The organism is Psychrobacter sp. M17(2026) (genome assembly GCF_055699815.1).
On record NZ_CM146741.1, the window covers coordinates 2,412,003 to 2,432,868 of the forward strand.

13 protein-coding genes and 3 pseudogenes are annotated in these 20,866 nt (G+C 45.1%); 5 read left to right on the plus strand and 11 right to left on the minus strand.

Annotated elements, in window-relative coordinates:
* Window positions 1-18 precede the first annotated feature (18 nt).
* The 3 genes from ACR63T_RS10215 to ACR63T_RS10225 form a co-directional block, all read right to left on the minus strand.
* Complete coding sequence (locus tag ACR63T_RS10215; protein WP_472783922.1) at window positions 19-1,137, minus strand: L-dopachrome tautomerase-related protein; 1,119 nt, start codon at window positions 1,135-1,137, stop codon at window positions 19-21.
* Between the two features lie 110 nt (window positions 1,138-1,247).
* On the minus strand, window positions 1,248-1,469 hold the full coding sequence (locus ACR63T_RS10220; RefSeq protein ID WP_472783923.1) for a hypothetical protein: 222 nt from the start codon (window positions 1,467-1,469) through the stop codon (window positions 1,248-1,250).
* Window positions 1,470-1,628: 159 nt separating this feature from the next.
* Window positions 1,629-2,768 (minus strand): alkene reductase, encoded by a 1,140-nt coding sequence (locus ACR63T_RS10225; protein ID WP_472783924.1) that lies wholly within the window; start codon window positions 2,766-2,768, stop codon window positions 1,629-1,631.
* 173 nt (window positions 2,769-2,941) lie between these two features.
* Here ACR63T_RS10225 and ACR63T_RS10230 point away from each other — a divergent pair, with 173 nt between their 5' ends.
* From ACR63T_RS10230 to ACR63T_RS10240, 3 genes and pseudogenes are all read left to right on the plus strand, one after another.
* Window positions 2,942-3,826 carry a LysR substrate-binding domain-containing protein gene (locus tag ACR63T_RS10230; protein WP_472783925.1) on the plus strand — a complete coding sequence of 295 codons (885 nt, stop codon included), beginning with the start codon at window positions 2,942-2,944 and terminating at the stop codon, window positions 3,824-3,826.
* A gap of 648 nt (window positions 3,827-4,474) precedes the next feature.
* Window positions 4,475-5,640: pseudogene (locus tag ACR63T_RS10235) on the plus strand (IS3 family transposase).
* 73 nt (window positions 5,641-5,713) lie between these two features.
* A pseudogene (locus tag ACR63T_RS10240) lies at window positions 5,714-5,875 on the plus strand (IS256 family transposase); the annotation flags it as partial.
* Window positions 5,876-6,021: 146 nt separating this feature from the next.
* On the opposite strand, the gene cobA reads toward ACR63T_RS10240, so the two are convergent.
* The 5 genes from cobA to ACR63T_RS10265 form a co-directional block, all read right to left on the minus strand.
* Window positions 6,022-6,951 carry a uroporphyrinogen-III C-methyltransferase gene (gene cobA / locus ACR63T_RS10245; RefSeq protein ID WP_472783926.1) on the minus strand — a complete coding sequence of 310 codons (930 nt, stop codon included), beginning with the start codon at window positions 6,949-6,951 and terminating at the stop codon, window positions 6,022-6,024.
* A 139-nt stretch (window positions 6,952-7,090) separates the two neighbouring features.
* Window positions 7,091-10,489 (minus strand): molybdopterin-dependent oxidoreductase, encoded by a 3,399-nt coding sequence (locus ACR63T_RS10250; RefSeq protein WP_472783927.1) that lies wholly within the window; start codon window positions 10,487-10,489, stop codon window positions 7,091-7,093.
* Window positions 10,486-11,955: an NAD(P)/FAD-dependent oxidoreductase gene (locus tag ACR63T_RS10255; protein ID WP_472783928.1), complete on the minus strand. Its 1,470-nt coding sequence runs from the start codon at window positions 11,953-11,955 to the stop codon at window positions 10,486-10,488. Before ACR63T_RS10255 ends, ACR63T_RS10250 begins: the two co-directional genes overlap by 4 nt.
* An 81-nt stretch (window positions 11,956-12,036) precedes the next feature.
* Entirely contained in the window at window positions 12,037-14,052 is a 2,016-nt protein-coding gene (locus tag ACR63T_RS10260) for a protein kinase domain-containing protein (RefSeq protein WP_472785268.1), read from the minus strand.
* A gap of 265 nt (window positions 14,053-14,317) precedes the next feature.
* Complete coding sequence (locus ACR63T_RS10265) at window positions 14,318-15,826, minus strand: NarK family nitrate/nitrite MFS transporter (protein WP_472783929.1); 1,509 nt, start codon at window positions 15,824-15,826, stop codon at window positions 14,318-14,320.
* A gap of 675 nt (window positions 15,827-16,501) precedes the next feature.
* Between ACR63T_RS10265 and nirB the strand changes: the two genes are divergently transcribed.
* Both nirB and nirD read left to right on the plus strand, forming a co-directional pair.
* The gene (gene nirB / locus ACR63T_RS10270; RefSeq protein ID WP_472783930.1) at window positions 16,502-19,090 is read left to right on the plus strand and encodes a nitrite reductase large subunit NirB; all 2,589 of its coding nucleotides are present in this window, start codon (window positions 16,502-16,504) and stop codon (window positions 19,088-19,090) included.
* 103 nt (window positions 19,091-19,193) lie between these two features.
* Complete coding sequence (nirD, locus tag ACR63T_RS10275) at window positions 19,194-19,550, plus strand: nitrite reductase small subunit NirD (protein WP_305898720.1); 357 nt, start codon at window positions 19,194-19,196, stop codon at window positions 19,548-19,550.
* A gap of 179 nt (window positions 19,551-19,729) precedes the next feature.
* Here the strand turns inward: nirD and ACR63T_RS10280 are convergent, their stop codons facing one another.
* From ACR63T_RS10280 to ACR63T_RS10290, 3 genes and pseudogenes are all read right to left on the minus strand, one after another.
* Window positions 19,730-19,933, minus strand: coding sequence for a DUF4172 domain-containing protein (locus ACR63T_RS10280; RefSeq protein ID WP_371747875.1), 204 nt, complete (start codon window positions 19,931-19,933; stop codon window positions 19,730-19,732).
* An 8-nt stretch (window positions 19,934-19,941) separates the two neighbouring features.
* Window positions 19,942-20,394 (minus strand): annotated as a pseudogene (locus ACR63T_RS10285) (transposase).
* Window positions 20,395-20,446: 52 nt separating this feature from the next.
* Window positions 20,447-20,785: an IS630 transposase-related protein gene (locus ACR63T_RS10290; RefSeq protein WP_305898721.1), complete on the minus strand. Its 339-nt coding sequence runs from the start codon at window positions 20,783-20,785 to the stop codon at window positions 20,447-20,449.
* Window positions 20,786-20,866: the final 81 nt, after the last annotated feature.

A 20,866-nucleotide genomic window follows, 5' to 3' on the forward strand; every position in this document is an offset into this window, starting at 1 on the left:
CAAGGTAACTTTTTTAGATTAGTGCTTCCCTACCCACACTCTATAGATATGATAAGGTGGTTGGCCTTGATCGACAGTGCCAGTGAACGGCGGTGTTTTATGTAATTGGTTTGCCACAACGTATAACCAGCCATTGCTATCTAAAGACACGTTGTCAGGCCAATCAAATCGACTGTCTCGCACTAACGAGGTTAGCTGGCCTTTATTATCAAGCACATCTACGCCATTGTCATTTAAGTTGGTAAAGTAGTGGTTCCCGTGACTGTCTGTAGTAGCACCATCAGATACAGGCTTGTCACCAACACGGATAATGCTCTTACCAATCTGCTCATCACTGGCTTTCGCTCTGAACAAGGTAGCATCTAAGCTGTACCAAGATTTACCATTCATCGCGCCAAAATAAATCGTATTATTATCAGCTGACATCGTAATTGGATTGATACCATTGTTTGTCGGCTGACCACCTAGCATGATATCCACGCCATTAATCACCATTTTTGCGTCAGCTTCCGGTTGTAAAGCGACGTGGTTGCCAAAACGACGCATTTCATTGGTGTTCATATTAATAGCAATAATGGCTGGATTGGGGATATCGGCTAAATAAATCCATCCATTTTTTCTATCGACCACTAAGTCTTGTACAAAGCTGTTTTTTGGTGCGATGTCTGTGGGTATCTCGATTTTACTAATCAATGCACCGGTTTTGATATCAAAGCCCCAAACACGAGTTTTACCGATGTGCTGACCCATATCGACAATCCATAACCCACCTTGATTGTCTTTGGTGATACCTAGTGGCGTATCAATGGTCGCTTCGCTATATTGACCTTTAGGTGATTGAAATTTATTTGAAGGCCAAGGCTGATAACTGTTGGCGCCAGTCACTTTAAATAACTGCACGCCCTGCTCACCGTCGTTCGGATGTACGGTAGAAAATACTCGACCATCGCTAGTAGCCATGACGTTACCTGGACGAATAGGTAAACCGACAACGTTTTCTATCTGTCCCACTGTCGCAGCAGCGCTTTTTACTTTCGTCACGGGCTTTACTTGCGTCACAGACATAGTGTCGCGCTCAAATGAGCTACAGCCTGCTAGGACAGTAGCCACTAACCCAATAATCAAAATATTTTTCATCGTGAATTCCTGAATATTCGAAGAAGCCTATATTGGCTTCTTTATCTGATAATGTTGCTCTAATTAAAGGTGCTCATAGGGTTTCTACGGATTTGACAGCATAGGTCACTTTACTTGTCTTTTCTCAGCATATCAATCAGCTTGCCTGCTAGTGGGAATGATACCAGCTGTGTCAAGGGCACAAGTATGATGGCTTCGATTAATACCACCACTGGTAGGCTTAATCCTTGAGTCACAGGCTTCAATAACGTTAATACGATTAGGAGCGTTGGATAAAGTCCAACATACCCTACCAATATACGTATCAATCTTTCTTTAGTATTCTGATTCATTGCCTACTACCTATTGATAAAAAATCTATACGCGACAAAAACGATAATTGTCGCTTGATGATTGACTGTTTGGGAATATCCTACAAGTCCCAAATTTATAAACAAAAATAAGGCCATTAGTATTAATGGCCTTATCTTGTTCACTGTTTATGTGCTTTGCTATTCTTGATAGTAAGGATAATCACTGTAGCCCACATCAGTACCACCATACATAGTGGCAGGGTCTGCCTCATTCAATGGCCAGTTATTGGCAATACGCTCTGGTAAATCCGGATTGGCAATAAATGGGCGACCAAACGCAAATAAATCACCGTAGCCTTTTTCTAAAATGTTCACAGCTTTTTGTACCGTGTACTTGCCAGCATAAACAATACGGCCTGAAAACGCTTCTCTGACCGCTTGATAAAAAGTGTCTGGTAAATCAGGTGCCTTGTCCCAATCGGCTTCGGCTATGGACAAGTAAGCAATGCCAGCTTGCTCAAGCACTTTGACCGCTTCAATATACGTATGATGGGGATCTGATTCTACCAAGCCCAAATACACACGTGTCTCAGTGGTACTGGCAAATAATGGCGCAAAACGCACGCCCAAACGATCAGCACCGACCACATCACTGACAGCAGCGACGATTTCTTTTAAGAAGCGCAGACGATTGGTCAACGACCCACCATATTGGTCATCACGGTGATTGGTATGCTCAGAGATAAACTGATTGACCAAATAGCCATTGGCACAATGTAGCTCTACCCCATCAAACCCTGCCTCCAATGCATTGCGCGCAGCTGCCACATACATATTTACCAGCTCACCAACTTCATCGGTACTGAGTGCGCGTGGCGCACTTGGATCGGCCAATGCGCCTGTACCTGGACCTGTTTCAATAAATACTTTTACATTATCAGCAGCAATCGCTGACGGACCTACAGGCTGAGCACCGTTAGGCTGCAAGCTGGTGTGCGACACACGGCCCACGTGCCAAAGCTGAGCAAAAATAATACCGCCTTTGTCATGTACTGCTTGCGTGACTTTTTTCCAGCCTTCAACTTGGGCTGGTGAATGAATACCTGGCGTCCAAGCATAGCCTTGGCCTCTTGGTTCAATTTGTGTGCCCTCAGTCACCATAAATCCAGCTGACGCGCGCTGTGCATAGTATTCTGCCATTAAGTCATTAGGGATATTGTCAGGTTGCGTACTGCGAGAGCGTGTCAACGGTGGCATTACGATGCGGTTTTTAAGCGTATAAGGCCCAAGTGCTACAGAGGAAAATAGTGTATTTGTGTTGAGAATGGTTTGTGTCATAGATGTCTCTTTTAAAGCAGCTGTTGGCTTATTATTAAAGGTATTTGGCCTGTTTTTATGCTTAATAGCTCATTTAGTGGCTACTTAAGCAATGTTAGTCAGCATAGCGTTTAGAGGGTACAATTAGAAACAACCACTTATTGTTTAAGATACAACTATTAATGGTATGCATTATGAATGGAATGAATCGGCTCGATATTAAGCAACTTAGAGTATTACAGGCGCTGCTTGATCTAAAAAACTTGTCGCAAGTCGCACGCAAAATGGGGTTAACTCAACAAGCCATCAGTGAGCAGCTGCGTAAGTTACGTGAGGTGTTTGATGATCGCTTGTTTATTCGTCAAGGCAATAGCATGGTGGCAACGCCAAAGGCACTATCGATGCAGCAATCCCTTGACGATATACTAAAACAGTTAGAAGATTTGTTAGAGCCAGAGGTTTTTATGCCGCACACATACAAAGGCGTATTTACGATTAGTGCGACCGACTATGCAACGCAGGCACTATTACCGCAATTGTTTAATATTACGCGACGCGACGCGCCAGATCTGAAGCTGATCGTCCGTGATTTTGCCTCAGACAATATCAATCAGCTGATTGCAGCAGGCGAGCTTGATTTATTGATTACCTTTCCCGAATTCATCCCAGATAACTTATCGTATGTCACTCTGTTTGAAGAGCAGCATTCATGCATTACGGGCTGTGAAAATACCTTTGCAACAGAGGCATTAACACTGGCGCAAGTGGCCGCACACGCGCAGCTGGTCGTGTCACCCTCGCGTGCTAATTTACGCGGCTCTCATGATCAATGGTTTGCTACAAGAGGCCTTAAACGCAATATTGTGATGTCGGTGCCTAGCTTTTCAGCCGTACCAGATATTTTGCACACGACCGATATGATTGCGTTTTATCCTTCGCGGCTATTGCCGAACAGCAAAGTCAAAGAGCTTGAGGTTGAAGCATTACCGCCCACTTTTAAAGTCATCGCGGCATGGCATCCACGTACCAGCGACAGTGGTATACATCGTTGGTTAATCGAGCAGTTAAGAAATCTATAATAAGTGATGTTAGCTGTCACCATTTTTGATCTTGTATTAAACCTCTATAAATTTGATATAAATATAATGCCAGCTACGTACATACTTTGATAAAATCTTGTATTGGCTCACATAACCCAACCACCTTAATGACGGCCTCTTAAATTTATTTTAATACTTGTTTTTTTGAAATTCTTAAATACAATTCTCGAAAAATAGGAGGCTTTTTTGTCCGTAACACATGTGCTGTAGCGGAAATAGAGACTATATATCGATTAAAACCTTCTACTTTCGCATTCTCAGAAGACGTCATCAGAAAATGTATGTACCTAAATTGTGCCTTCTCACTATTTTTCCTTTCTTTCAGAGTAGCACTTTCGACATCTACTCTAACTTTATGTTTTTTAAACAAAGTCTGGGTTAAATAAAAGCTCAGGCAGACCGTCTGGGATAATACAAACCACAGCATTCTTTTTTAAAAGATGATACAAACTTAAGCTAGTATTTTTGTCAACTGGATAAGCAAAGAAGCTGTCTTCTTGACATTGTCCATCAGGATTCTTGCTATAATCATCAATTATATTTAAACCTTGCTTGATAAGGTTGAGCTATGCTGAAGAAACCGTAGAGATAAACTTGGTAAACTAAGCGTATTAATCGGAGTTTATCATGGTCAAGAAAATTAGAACCTATAGTGAAGAATTCAAAGCCGAAGCTGTCAAAAAGATATCAGATAATAATGGCAATATTTCAGCGACTGCAAAGCAGCTTGGCATCGCCATGCAGACCTTATCTAATTGGAATAATAAAGCCAATCAAGGCAAACTTGCAGGAACAGCTCAATATGATCCTGATCTTATGACGGCTCTTCAGGAAATAAAGCAGCTCAAACGACAGCTTAAAGTAGCCGAAGAGGAACGAGAGATCCTAAAAAAGGCGACGGCGTACTTTGCGAAAAACAGTTAGCGAAGTACGCCTTTATAAAAACTAATAGACAGGTCTTTAGTATCGTCTCTATGTGCCGTGTATTAAGGATTGAGCGTTCTAGCTACTATGACTGGCTGGGTCGTGACATCAGCGACCAGCAGATATATCGTAACTATTGTGAACTACTTGTCAGAGCTACTCACAGTGAAACTAAAGAGCACTACGGTTACGAGTGACTGCATGCAAAGCTGACTGAGCAAGGCCATGACATTAGCTTGTACATGGTTCGACGCATCAAAGAAGAGTATGATATCAAATGTCGTCGCCACAAACGCTTTAAAGTCACTACGGACTCAAACCATAATAAAATGGTTTATCCAAACGTGTTGGATCAGCAGTTTGATGCTAAGCGTCCTAATGAGTCTTGGGTCAGTGACATCACCTATATCTGGATCCATGAAGGCTGGCTGTATTTAGCAGGGGTCAAGGACTTATATACTAAAGAGCTGGTTGGCTACGCCACAAATAAGCGCATGACCGCAGATTTAGTCTGTAAGGCATTGAACATGGCCATCAAGAACAGACGTCCAAGCCAAGGGCTAATTGTGCATTCTGATAGAGGCAGTCAGTACTGTAGCCATGCCTACCACAAGATCATTAAACAGCATCTGTTTACAGGCTCAATGAGTGGCAAAGGTAATTGCTATGGCAATGCACCAATAAAAAGCTTTTGGGGCGTGTTGAAGAATGAGCTGGTATATCATTAAGACTATGAGACCAGATTTGCTGCCATTACCGATATCATTAGATATATCGAGCTATATTACAACCAGACTAGGATTCAAAAGGGCTTGGGCTATAAATCGCCAAGACAGGTGTGGTTTGATCATTATCGTCAAGCTGCGTAACTAAAATCTCCCAAGTTTGATTCTACGGGATTGACAGCAAGGGTCAGGCTACTCCAAGCATGAAAAGCCAGAAAAGCGTAAAATATTCTCATTTGATCAAGCAGCATTCAAGGTGGTCTATCTATCAACCCAATAGGCCTTCAGAAAGTGGTCAAAGCCGGTTCGTAACTAGACGGCTGCTCTTAATGGTTTTATGGCTATGTTTGATGACCGTATTAGTAAGCATTTAATCTAAATGGCAGTTACACAGAGTTTGTGATGCTCTCTTCGTTAAAGAGTAAAATACCAACAGTTAATGTTAATGTCATGCTTTTCTCTCAATTTTACTTCGTAAAATGAAACACCGTTTATCTATACATCATAAGTTTTATAATAGGTATTCTATAAAACAGCACTTTCAAAACCGGATACCACTCCTTTAGTCGTCATCGATTTTTCAACATTAGAAAACACCTTTTTACCCAACCCCCCAAGGTTATAATCTGCAAATTCGCTATGCAAGCTGACCACATCGCCCATAATCAGTAATGCAGGTGTTGGTAGGTTCGCAGTCGCTTGCTGATCAGCAATACTATCAAGTGTGCCGATGAGCACTTGCTGTGTGGGTAAGCTGGCATGACTGATAACCGCAAATGGCGTATCACTAGCGCGTCCTGCCTCTATAAGCCCTTGTGTCATCTCCTCCAATCGATGTAATCCCATATAGAACACAACTGTCTGCGTGGTATCGAGCAGTTCGGCATAGTCATCGTTGGGCGCGCCAAGCTTTTTGCAAGCGGTCACAAACTTGACGGACTGCGCATGATCGCGATGCGTCAAGGGAATACCTGCTCGATTAGACGCTGCACTCGCTGCGGTCACCCCAGGGATTGACTCAAAGTAGATACCATGACGCACGACTTCTTGAAGCTCTTCGCCGCCGCGCCCAAAGATAAAAGGATCACCGCCCTTTAGTCTGACCACTGTTTTGCCTGCCTGCGCATGTTTTACGAGGAGCTCATTGATGTTCTCTTGCGGCAGCGCATGATTGGCACGGCGTTTACCGACGAATATTTTTTCGGCTGTTATCGCGCACATATCCAGGATATCTTGCGATACTAAGCTGTCATAGAGCACGACATCAGCACGCTGCATCACTCGCAATGCTTTGAGCGTCAATAGCTCAGGATCACCTGCGCCTGCACCTACCAAATAGACTATGCCTGTACTTGTGCGGCTGCGTCTATCGGATGACTTGGCATTTTGCGCACAACTTTGATTCGTTAAATCATAAGTGGTATGGCTTGGCATAATTTCAGATGAATCGGTCATGGCGATAGCTCCTAAAAACAGCATAAATATAGAAAAGTAGACATTTATCCGTTAGACGATTCGATACAAGTCGTTTAAGCGGTGACTACCTTTGAATGATAGCTCGCTATAAGCTGCAAGCGATGTGCCATGTACTTGTTTAAGTCTCTGCAAGCGGCGCGTGTTGCGCAATCAATTCATTAATCTGACCGACACAAGAGCCGCAATTGGTACCTGCTCGGCACTGTTTGCCAACCGCTACAGCACTCGTGCAATCATGTTTAGTAATCGCATTAATAATGATATTCTCTCCAACCGCCATACACGAGCAGACTAGCTTACCGGGATCGATATAACCGCTGGCAGGACGCCCTGCTAATAGCCATTTATAGCGCTGCTCTTTCGGTATCTGAGTAGTATCAGCAAAACAGCTATCAAGCCAATGGACGCTAGGCAATGACTGTGGTATTGGTGCTAGATACACAGCCATCATGAGTTGCTCAGACGGATCAACCTCAGTCGCCATGCTGTCTGTGGCAGACTGATCTACTGCTGTACTGTAGTCCGATTGAGTCACAATAAAGCGCAATTGATTGTGCGATTTATCAATCGTAAATGCGGTGTTGATCCCTGCTTGTGGCAGTGCGTTTGATGATGGATTAAGTGATGATTTTGATAATGAGTTAGAAGGCATTTGCATAGACGCTACAAACTGCTGCCAAAATTCGGGGTCGCATAGTATGTCGCTACTCTGAGCCATCGGGCTTGCAATATGAAACAACACGCTGTTGGTTTGATGGCTTAGATTCCAAGTGAGTGCGGGAGGCTGACTTGATAAAGGCTGATTAAATTGGGCATCAAAACTAGCCAAAATAGTACGTAGCTGCACTATAACGGCGTCTTGCCAGTCAGGATGCACCAAAATCTTGCCAAAAGCTTGCATCGGCACTGGGATGATACTAATGGCGGAGTTTTTGAGCTCAGGCTGTCCTGAATGCGGGTCCACTACGGTTGGTACCAGTGTACCCATACGAGCAAAGCTGGCAAAAGCATTGCTCCAGTGCATTGGCATAAACGCATCGCCCGCGCGCATCGCATCACTAATCGACACTTGTACCAGCACTTGACTGGTTGCTGCCTCATTAGCAAAAGATGCCTTATCAGTCGCAGCAGTCGCATCGTTATTGGCATTGTTAGTAGCTGGCACGCTATTGTCATACTTGCGGTAGAGCTGTACAAAATCATCATTCGATAAATTTAATCGCTGTGCATCATCAGGATGTATGGTGACGGTTGGTACGGATTGGTGTTGATTGAGCTGCGGGGCAAGGCCAGTACGCGTCATCGTATGCCACTGATCACGTAGTCTGCCAGTGATGAGGCGTAAATCAATAGCAGGCTGATTGAGCGGTTGCTGATTTACACTATTATAATCCTCTTTATAGCGCTGGTTGCGCGGCTCTCTAAGCTGATGCAAATTAGGTAGACTGGCATCATCAGCGGGCGTAATCGCTATCAGTTGAGCTTTAGTGCAAGAGTTAGTTTGTTCAGAGGAATTATCGGTTGAATCATCTGCGGTATTAATCATCGAGATACGCGTGCCACCCCATTGAAAGGGCAGCAACTCATCATAGTCCTTAACGCTCAGCGCACCCATCGGGGCTGTATGACTAGGTTGATTACTCTCTTTTATATCGGTAGTAAATGCGGTCAAATCGTTCGCAAGGTTAAGAAAACGAGGTTGATTATTAGTAGATACAGTAGCGCTTGTACCTTGTTCTTGATAGCCGTCATTGCGATAAGCTGTCAATGCCACATGCTCATTGAATATCTCGCTAGGATCTTGATAGTTAAACCCTGAAAACCCCATGCGTGTGGCGACTTGTGACAGTATCCACCAGTCAGGTTTTGCAACCCCTGTCGCAGGCATCAAAGGGCGCTGACGAGAGATACGTCGCTCAGAGTTGGTGACGGTACCAGATTTTTCGCCCCATCCTTGCGCGGGCAAGACGATATCTGCGCAGTGCACCGTATCACTGTCCACTGAGCAGTCAGACACTATGACCAAATCGCAGTGCGCGAGCGCTTTTCGGAACTTATCCGCCTCTGGCAAGCTGACCACAGGATTGGTCGCCATGATCCAAATGGCTTTGATACGACCATCCAAGATCGCATCCGCAGCATCACACGCCTTAACACCAACTTCTGGGGTGATAGCCTGAGGCGACTCCCAAAAGTCAGCGACCAGTTGCCGATGATCGGCATTATCCAAGTCCAAGTGCGCCGCCAATAAATTCGCAAGCGCCCCAACCTCTCGTCCGCCCATGGCATTAGGCTGCCCTGTGAGCGAAAACGGACTGGCGCCTACTTTGCCCACACGCCCAGTGAATAGATGGGTATTGATGATGGCATTGACTTTATCAGTGCCACTTTTGGATTGATTCACGCCCATACTAAAGGCGGTCACTGTTTTATCAGTAGTCGCAACCGAGTCATAAAACTGGCGAATACTCTCGGCTGGCACTTGGCAGGCGCTCGCCACCTTATCAATGCTCCATGGGTTAGCAGCGCTCAAAGCGGCGGCTATACCTAGGCTTTGTTCGACGTATTCGTCATCTTGGCACCCATGCTGCGCTAGATAATGCAACAGACCATTGTATAAATGGGTGTCTGTGCCAGCAGCAATCGGCAAGTGCAAATCGGCAAATTCACAAGAGTCGGTACGACGCGGGTCAATGACGATGAGCTTTTTATTAGGATCGGCTTTTTTGGCGGCTAAAAAGCGGCCAAATAAAATAGGATGACACCACGCCATGTTTGAGCCGACGAGCACCAATAAGTTACAAGCCTCCAAATCCTTATAATTGCCCGGCACTAAGTCTGCGCCAAACGCTCGCTTATGCCCTGCAACCGCTGATGACATACACAGTCGAGAGTTGGAATCGATATTATTATTACCGATAAAACCTTTAATGAATTTATTAGCCACATAGTAGTCTTCGGTCAATAGCTGCCCTGAAACATACAGCATGATGCTATCTGGGCCGTGTTTGTCGATGGTGTCGTTTAGGCGATGAGCAATATCTCCTAACACAGTCTCCCAGTCGGTGTTTGCAATGCGCGGTTTGGTAGCCGACATCTCTACAAGGCTCTTGTCAGAGGCTGTCTCTAATGGGTTTACTAGCATCGGCTGCTGCTGTTGCTGTTGCTGTTGCATAGCTGCTAGCTTGTTTTGATAGTAAGGCTGGGTCAATCGGCGCGCGGCGCCCAAGGTTTGCGCGAGCGCACTACCTTTTGAGCATAGTTTACCAAAGTTGGCAGGATGCTCAGGATCGCCTGTTACACTGATATTACCCGTTGTATCGACACGAGCTAAGACTCCGCAACCAACACCGCAATAAGGACATGTGGTGCGAATAGTCGTTGCTAAATTTTCATTCAAAGCCTCTAGCGGATTCGTCTGAGTCGCGCTTATGTCCTGTGTTGCAATAACTTGGCTGTTCATATTTTGGGTATCTTTAGAGATTTCTAGGGGTTTTTCGATGAGGGTATCATTCATGAGGCTTCCTCTACTAGATCACATACTCTGCTATTGTTTTTATCATCACTTGTCGTACTCTTTTGCGTAGTGCTTAAATTTAAGGTTTCCAAATCGCAATAAGCCGCGCCAAAAAGCAAGTTGTCTTTTATAGGAGTGATATCGACATTATCCATAATCAGCTGACTATAGAAGCTACCTTCATTGACGTCACCGTATAGCACTGCGCCGATAACCTTGTTGTCTCTTAGGTAGAGACAGTGATAGTGATTGAGGGCAGGCTGACGATAAACCAAAGTATCGATGTGCTCAACCGTGCTATCGTCAAAGGCGATTTCACCCGCTGAGAATGCTGCCACGCCAGATACTTTTAATTTCAATGACAACGGTTTGCTGACGAAGGGTTGCCAGTGCTCTTGTGAGGGTGCATTCGATACAATAGCAGGATCTGGTATGACGGTATCTCTTAGCACAGTCACGAGTGTATCGACTTGCTGATTGACGGGCGCGACCATCCCAAACAGCTCGCCATCAAGCTCCACACACTCGCCGATTGCATAGACATGCGGGCAACTGGTATGCATACAGTTGTCAACGATAATACCGCGATTAACCTCAAGGCCGCTGTCTTTGGCTAGCACCGTATTAGGCATCACACCGACTGCCATGACAATAAAATCAGTAGCTAAGGTGCGCCCGTCTTTTAGAGATAATCCGCACACCTCGCCGGTCTCATTGATGACAATCGCTTCGGTATTGGCAGACACCTCAAGCCCAACGTTGCGGCGACTCAGCTCAGCTTGTAGTAACTCTGCAGCAGGTAGATCCAGCTGGGTGTTGAGTACGTAAGCGTCCACATGAATGACCGTCATGCTCGCCCCTTGTCCTGCTAGAGCACACGCCACCTCCAGTCCCAATACCCCGCCGCCAATCACGAGTCCCGTTTTGCCTTGACGAGCGTATTCAGTCAGTGTGCTGACATCCATAGAATCTCGAAAGACATGTACCCCTTTAGCCTTATGATTGGGAAACGGTATCACGCGAGCCGTTGATCCTGTAGCGATCACTACCTTGGTATAGTGTAGCGTCTGCCCGTTATCAAGCTCAATACACTGCTGATTGGTATCCATCGTATCCACGCTGACCCCAGCCAGCACCCTAATGCCCAACTGCTCATAGTCTGATTGGTCATATAAATAAGTATCATCAAACGCGGTATCTCCCGCCAGTACAGGCGATAACATAATGCGGTTGTAGCCCACGTGGCTCTCTTTGCTAATCAAGGTAATTGGCGGATGGACGTCAGCATCATTTAGCTGCTGCGCCCGTGCCAGCTCAATAGCAAAACGGCTGCCTGCCATACCAGCCCCAATGATGACTATACCAGCGTTATCATTGGGGCTGTCATTATCAGCTGTTTGAGAGACACAAGTGTCTGTTAAATGACTATCGTATGGTGCGCCTGTGTTTGATTTATGAAGCGACATAGAGAGTATCCTTAGCCGCGTGGTGCAGCGTAAAATAAATAGTGATCTGTCATTGATAATGTATGTTTTGAGCGTAGGCACTTATGCCAGATAAGCCCACAACAATAAGACAATGACGACAAACTGTATAAAGCAAATGCTATGCCATACCAGTAAAGGGTTACGCTGAATGAGGGGTTCAGGGTCACGACTATTCGCCCTATTATCAGGGTTAAAATCCTGTAAGAACTCACCGATGGCTTGATAGCGCGCATTGGTATTAGCATGTAACGCCCGCATAAGTGCCTGTTGACTGATAGCGGGTATGTTGTTTTGGCGTAGCGGCTGGGCGGGCATCACTAAAGCCTGCTGCGGATTCATCAGATCTTGTGTGCCAAACGGCAGCTGTCCTGTCAATAGCTCATAGCCGATCACCGCGATTGAAAAAAGATCTGAATGCACGCCTTTTGGTGCATCGGTGTAATACTCTGGTGCAGCGTAGTGCAAGTCGCCATTAGGCGGGCGCGTACTATCTTTTAGAATAGAGGAGCTTGCCGAGCCAAAATCAATCAGCTTGACCGCGCCTGCTTGGGTTAAGAGCACGTTTTCAGGTTTGATATCTTGGTGCAATAGATAATGGCGGTGCATCACGCGCACCGCCATACCGATCTTGGTGAGCAGATCATAGGTTTGCCAGACATCACACGGCGCATTACGTTCAATAAAATCGCGTAAGCTCTCGCCTTCAATATATTCAGTTAAGTGATACAGATAGGTGGTACTGGCAGGTACAGGGTAGTAACGCAGCAGTCCTGATGCACTGAGTCCAGAACCTATACTTTGACTTTGGGTGCTGCTACCGTTTGGGGCTACCGTGTGCAACCGATTAGGATCAGCTTGATTAAAAGCGGACTCGCCTGCGCGTCGATGTTTTGAGAGACTAAGGCCAATCTTGCGCTCTTTCAAAAAATCACGCAAATAATGACCATCATCGATAGTATCAAGGCTAGGCGACTTTAAAACAAAGTCGTTGTTATGCTCATCTTGTACCAAATACACATCACTGCGAGCCGTACGCGCGATAATAGTCATCACCGTAAACCCGTCGATACTATCACCGACTTCTAAGCCTGTCGGTAGCCGATAACGAGGCATATCGCTATCGCTATTACTTTGGTCTGGGCTATCCAAATGATCTGAGCTACCCAAAGCGCTTACTTGACCAGATTGGCGTGGCGCTGCATCCATGCTAAGCATCATCATGCTCAAGTTATCATGACTACCTTCAGCAAAAGCATGTTCGCAGATTGTCTGACTGGCGTTAAACCCAGTAGGTAACTTGTGCTCGGCTGCGACCGATTCAAACATACTGGTAGCTGCGGCACACAGCTCAAACTGTAGCTCTGTGGCGTCGATATGCTCATACACGCCATCAGTCATGATCGCTAAAGATTCGTCTTGATGTAATGTAAATACCGACTGTTGCAGATCCAGTTGCGTATCCGCCCCAATCGCCGCTGAGAGCGCTCCTTTGTCTTGACCGCGATGGATACGATGATCTTCACTCAGTACGGTCAGACTGTCTATCCCGATACGATAAATACGTGAATCACCCGTATGAAACAGATGAATACGATCGCCAATACATAATAAGCCTGACAATGTGGATAACAAAGGCGGTACGCGCTGATAGGCTTGCGGGATGCACAGGGTATCATTAGCCTTATTGACCGCGATCTTGATGAGACTAGCGATTTGATCGTCGTCAAAGCCCGTTATTAAAGCTTGATGATTCTTGTTATTGATTTGGGTCTGTTTCTGTTTTTGATTGTCAGTATCAGAGCGCTCTGGCGACTCATATTGTATTCGGGCCAATTTTGACAAGGCTAACGTGATCTTGTCAGCGACGGTATTAATAACCAGTTGACTGGCTTGCTTTGGAAACTGACAAGCGCTTACCCCATCTGCCATAAGCACTAGCAAGGGCGCAGGAGGTGTTGTTATCGCTTCAAAATAGTTGGACTCGTTCGTGCTATCTAATGTTTTATCTAAAAAATGATACGGCAAACAAGTGGTTATCAAAAGACTATCTTGGTTTTGTGCTTTACGCCCTTTCATCGTACAAAAATCAAGCCACCACAAGGCATGATCTGCCTTAGAGTGATTGGATGTTGTAGATGACAATTTTGGTGATGAAAGTAAGAATGACTGACCGCCAGACTCAGTGCTAGATTCAGCATCAGTGCTTATTTGAGCACTCACAGCGCAATCGTCTGGCTGATTATTATGAGTGTCTTGCTCATTAGCACTTTGACTGGCTTTTTGACTGGCTTTTTGAGTAGTATTCAAAGTCATTCCTATTTGGTTTTTTAGTTCTTTGGCGTTATTTATGACTCACTTGAATCTCAGCAAACGTGCCATCTGGCATCTCTTCGATAATGACGCCTTCTGGCTCTTTGAGTAAAAATAAAGCAAAGAACCCAACAACTGCTGTTGCGGCAATGACAAAGAAAAACACTTGATAAGAGACGAGACTCAGCACCGTAAGATAAACGACGGAACCGACATTACCGTAAGCACCCGTCATACCAGCAAATTGTCCTGTCATACTGCGCTTAATCAGTGGAATGACGGCAAAGACCGCACCCTCGCCTGCTTGGACAAAGAACGAGCAAAACATCGTGATTAGTAGCGCTAGCGCGAGTGGCCATGTTGAATCTAAAAAGCCCATCAATAGATAACCAACGGCTAGACCTGCGGTTAGAATAAGCAAGGTAATCTTGCGGCCAAACTTATCACTCAGCCAGCCGCCACCGGGACGTGACATTAGATTCATAAAGGCATAGCTCGATGCCAATACACCCGCCATGACAATCGATAAACTAAAGGTCTCTTGATAGAACAGTGGCAACATAGAGACGACGGCAAGCTCTGAGCCAAATGTCGCAAAGTATAGAACATTTAAGATACCAACTTGTTTGAAGTCATAACGATGCGCCTCAGGAACAGATGTGGTAAACACCTCTTTATTAAAGCGGTAGCTACTGATGAACTCATAGACATATAAGAGCGCTAAGCCAATATAGACAATCGTAACACTCGACTGGCTGAGCAAACTGACACCCGACGGTGATAGCTTCCACGCTAGCAGTGCCAATGCCAAATACATCGGTAATTTAAAGACCATCATCAGCCAAAAATCCCCTGATGAGGTCACCATCATCGCGCCAGACTTCTTAGGCTTAAAGTAAGTTGCGCCTTTAGGGGTGTTACGTGCCATTCTATAAAAAACAATACTATAAAGCGCCATCACAACGCCCGACATAGCCGTCGCATACCGCCAGCCCTCATCGCCGCCAAATATAGCTGCGGCAATGATAGCAATGGTGGGTAATAACAGCGCCGCTGCCGCCGAACCGAAGTTGCCCCAACCGCCATAGATACCTTCTGCCGTACCCAACTCATTGGTAGGGAACCAATCGCTCATCAAGCGAATACCAACCACAAACCCTGCGCCCACAAACCCAAGTAAAAACCGAGATAACGCTAAGGTGTTGTAATCCTGCGCAAAGGCAAAGGTAAAACAGGGAATGGCACCAATGGCTAAAATTGCCGTATAGACGATGCGTGGACCGAAGCGGTCGGTGAGCATTCCGATGATGACGCGAGCCGGAATGGTCAGTGCGACGTTTAGAATAAGTAAGGTTTTGACTTGATCTTTGGTTAGATTAAGGGTCTCGCCAATCGCTGATAGGAACGGCGCATGGTTGAACCATACAAAAAAGGTGAGAAAAAATGCCATCCAACCTAAGTGAAGGATTTTATTTTTACCCGCAAACGATAAGACATTCAGCTTATCTTTGGTAGGGGTAGCGGGGCTTGATGATGACATAGGCAGCTTCCTTAAAGGGCTAACTTTGGGATTATTTTTAAATAAAGGTAACAAGTTAAGTTTAAAGAACTTATCGGTTTAGACCCTAAACGCGGTGCAATGGCTATGCCAGTTGTCTTTATATAAACCTATAAAAAAGTGAATATTAGCCTACTAATATAGTAGTTACACGTTGTTCTATAAGGCACAACCGTTGTGATGAATAGCTAATACTATATAAATATTGATAGTACTGACCCGACCTTGTTAGAGCTTTCACTGTGCATTAATAATTGCAATGAACACTAATTTGGTGCGCGGTGCATCTAATTTGGTGCAATCAAACTTGACTTAAAAATAAAACATCTGCTTATCGCTCTACGATTAGTCATCTTTGATAATTGTGCTCCTGTGTGTCCAATACCTTTATAAGGTCTGATGCAACCCTGCACTTCTGTCAGTAAAAACCCTATAGATATGGCAACTTACATTTGTGCTTGGCACGATTATTGAAGTCTTATTAACAGTAGGTATCTGAATGCTTTTTTGGGTGATGTCGCCAATAAAAGCTCCTAAAACATCTTGAGCTATGTTGAGCCATATTGAGCCATATTGAGCATAGTCATTATCGAGTGTAAGCAAATCCCGTGTTTATACAGAGCATTCAGTCAATCCCCCTTTTAAAAGGACAGACGCATGAGTAGCACTACAATGAATACAAGTAGCAAAGGCAACTTAGTAGTAATTGGCAATGGTATGGTCGGACATCATTTCGTTGAGCGCGCCATTGAGCAAGGGCTCCATGAGCAGTTTGAGATTCATGTTTTCGCTGAAGAGGATCGCCCTGCTTATGATCGCGTTTATCTATCCAGCTATTTTGAGCACAAAGATGCCAGTAAGCTCAACCTTGTCGATCTCAACGTTTACGAATCCTCAAAGGTGAACTTGCATCTTAATCAGCGCATTATAGATATCGATTCGACGACTCAATCCATCACCACAGAAGCAGGCGAGCAGATTCACTATAGCGAGCTGGTTTTGGCAACAGGCTCCTACCCCTTTGTGCCGCCGATTCCTGGTCGCGAGCATCCGCACTGTCACGTATATCGCACCATTGCTGATTTGGATGAGATTTTGGGTATTGCCGAATTACCTAAGGTAAAAAAAGGCGTGGTGGTCGGTGGTGGTCTGCTGGGACTTGAGGCGGCAAAAGCACTCGTGACCCTAGGGCTTGAGACTTATGTGGTCGAATTTGCGCCGCAACTCATGGGTGTTCAGCTTGATGTGGCTGGCGGTGAGATCTTAAAACGCAAAATAGAGGCACTGGGCGTTACTGTCTTGACAGGTAAAAACACCAAAGAGATTATATCCAATCCAAATGGCGCGAGCGATGAGGAGTGCTATTTGACCATGCAGTTTGCGGATAATACGTCGCTCGACACCGATATGATTGTGTTCAGTGCCGGTATTCGACCGCAAGATGGCATTATCAAAAGCAATCCTGAGTGCGGTATTGAGATGGGCAGTCGTGGCGGGATTTTGATCGATGAGCACTGCCGTACTAACGCTGATCACGTCTACGCCATTGGCGAGTGTGCGGTATGGGACAACAAGGTATTTGGTTTGGTTGCGCCAGGCTATAGTATGGCGAGCATTTGCGCGGCGCAAATTGCAGGTGATAGCGAGCAAATATTTGCTGGTGCTGATATGAGTACCAAGCTCAAGCTCATGGGCGTAGACGTCGGTAGTATCGGTGATGCCCACGGTACGACTGAGGGTGGACTGAGTTATCTGTATCAGAATCCTGCCGAAGGTATCTACAAGAAGTTAGTAACGACATCTGATAACAAGCGCTTGCTTGGTGCGGTACTGGTCGGCGATACCGAAGACTACAATAACTTATTACAGCTGTATCTCAATGATATTGACTTGCCTGCGCATCCTGAGAGTCTAATCTTACCTAATGTCGAAAAGCCCGTCATGGGCATCGATAATCTACCAGATACCGCCATGATTTGCTCTTGCTATAACGTCACCAAAGGCACTATCTGCGCCGCAGTCGAAAATGGCGCCTACTCTATTGCTGATGTAAAAGCGGTGACAAGCGCAGGTACTGGCTGTGGCGGCTGTGCGCCCATGGTCAAGGACACCTTAAGCTATCAGCTGACTACATTGGGCTTTGAGGTCAATAACAATTTGTGCGAGCATTTTGCCTACTCTCGTCAAGAACTTTATAGCTTGATTCGCGTCCATGGCATCAGAACCTTTGATGAGCTACTCACTGAACACGGTAGCGGTCATGGCTGTGAGATTTGCAAACCGACCGTCGCCTCTATCTTGTCCTCATGCTGGAATGATTATGTACTCAAACCTGAGCTGACCCCACTACAGGACAGTAATGATTACTATCTAGGCAACATCCAAAAAGACGGCACTTATTCGGTCGTACCCCGTGTACCGGGCGGTGAGATCACCGCCGACAAGCTCATCGTACTCGGACAAGTCGCCAAAGAGTTCAATCTATACACCAAGATCACTGGCGGACAGCGAGTCGATCTGTTCGGCGCGCGTATGGAGCAATTACCTGATATCTGGACACAACTGGTAGAAGCAGGCTTTGAGACGGGTCATGCCTACGGTAAGTCGTTACGCACGGTCAAGTCTTGTGTGGGTAATGACTGGTGTCGATATGGGGTGGATGACAGTATGGGTCTGGCGATTAGATTAGAGGATCGCTACAAAGGCGTACGCTCACCGCATAAGATCAAGATGGGCGTATCAGGATGCATGCGCGAGTGTGCTGAGGCGCAAAGTAAGGACTTTGGCATGATCGCAACCGAGAATGGCTGGAACTTATTCGTCGGTGGTAACGGCGGCATTACTCCGCGCCATGGCGAGCTGTTCGCAACCGACCTTGATACTGAAACGATGGTCAAGTATATCGACCGTATTATTATGTTCTATATCAAAACCGCCGATAAGCTACAGCGTACCTCAAAGTGGCGTGAGAGCTTGGATGGTGGACTTGAGTATCTACAAGCGGTCATTATTGACGACACCTTAGGTATCGCAGATGAGCTTGAGGCACAAATGCAGCTGCTGGTCGATAACTATGTCTGTGAGTGGAAAGCCACTATTACTGATAGCGAAAAGCTTAAACGCTTCCGTCATTTTGTGAACAGTGAGCAAGGCGATGATAACGTCATCTTTGTCAGCGAGCGCAATCAGATTCGCCCAGCGACGGACGCTGAAAAAGCCAAAATCCAAGTGACTGAGTTGGCATAAATACTTTACTGCTTTCTTCAAACACAGCGCTAACCCCTTTTAATGTGGCTGTGTTTGAAGTCTTATGTTTTATTTGCTACTCGTTAAATACTAAGGACACCCCATGACTCAGCACACCGTTTGCCAACTGCAAGACATTCTCCATGAAACTGGCGTTTGCGCGCTAATAGATGGTAAGCAAATCGCTATTTTTCGCACCAAGCATAATCACCTATTTGCCCTTGATAATTTCGATCCCTTTAGTCAAGCCAATGTACTCTCTCGCGGTTTGATTGGTGGCACTACTATCGTAGATGATATCGGAGGCACTGAAGAAGTGCTTTATGTCGCCTCGCCCATTTACAAGCAGCGCTTTAATTTAGTTACTGGGTACTGCTTGGATGATGAGAGTGTCAAACTCAATACATATCAAGTAGCGCTTGAGAACAGCAAGGTGGTGGTTAGTACTCATCAGGTTTAGGTAGACCGTGACGAGGTGACGGCTATCGGAGTTATTGAATAAACTTAACAGCTATACTGAGTCTTAGTAATTTAGCCAAACAGAAGCTACAAAACCTCTACAAGCCACATTATCGCTTTTCTAAAACCTACATGCTATACGTTTAGTTAATCTCTATGAAATAACAAATCGAATAACAGCTACTGTATTTCTACGGAAATTGATATCTCGTAGTGCGGTGTCTGTAGAACACTTAGTCGTAATCGCCAATTAATCTGACCAGTAGCAATTGGCATACCGCACTTTTCTACCCCTAAATTTCGCGCTACTGAAGAACGCACTTGTTCATTATTCAATAACTCATCCTCGATTTCGGGTGTTTTGACGATCTCTAAAGTTACCACGTATATAGTTAAGTCTTTATAAAATCGATACAGCCCATATTATGAAGTAGTTTAGGTAGATTATTCTCTATCCAGCCTTGACGCAGAAATTTTGCCTGTGCCCACTTTTTCTCGATAGGGTTTAAATCAGGACTGTAGGGTGGCAGCCATATAATGCGATAACCCTATCTATTGAGTAACTTTTGAATGCGTTTATTTTTATGGAACCTAGCGTTATCCATGACAATCACGCACTTGCTCTTAAGACTTGGAATAAGCGTGAACTTGCACCAGTTGTAAAATATATTCCCATTGATATTCTGCTCAAAGTAATCAAGCGCAAACAGCATCTTTTCATACAGAGCACCAATGACATTCGTACGCTTTTTTGCTTGCCAGTTGTAGCGATCAATGCAAGGTTTACCTATCGGTGCATAGCCGCAAGGTCTGATGGTTTCAGCCTCAAAGCCGCTTTCATCCATATAAATAATGGGATAGCCTTGCTGCTTAAAGCTATCAAGCCTACTGTGATACTCAGCTCTTTTTATTGGACAAGATTTCGGGTGGTCTAGTGTCTTTTTTTTGACTGATGCTAAGGCGTTTTAATGCGGCTTCTATACCTGACTTGCTACAACCTAAACGCTGTGCTCGCTCGTACATATAATCGTCTGGATGCTGCTCAACATCTTTCAATAAGGCTTCATTTGATATTTTAGTCGGTGCTTTATTTCTGGCTGTTTTAGGAGTTAAGCTCTGCTGCCAGCTGTGAATAGAGCTTGTACTAAGCTGATAAAAGTTAGCGGCTTCTCGAATCGTCATCCCGTCTTTAATGCTTCGTAACACTTGTTTGCGAAAGTCGATTGAATAGGTCATCGTTTATTTCATTAAATGTGGTTGTTAATAGGATTGTATCGATTTTATATAAGATTAACTATAGTAAGCCTTTAATCTAAA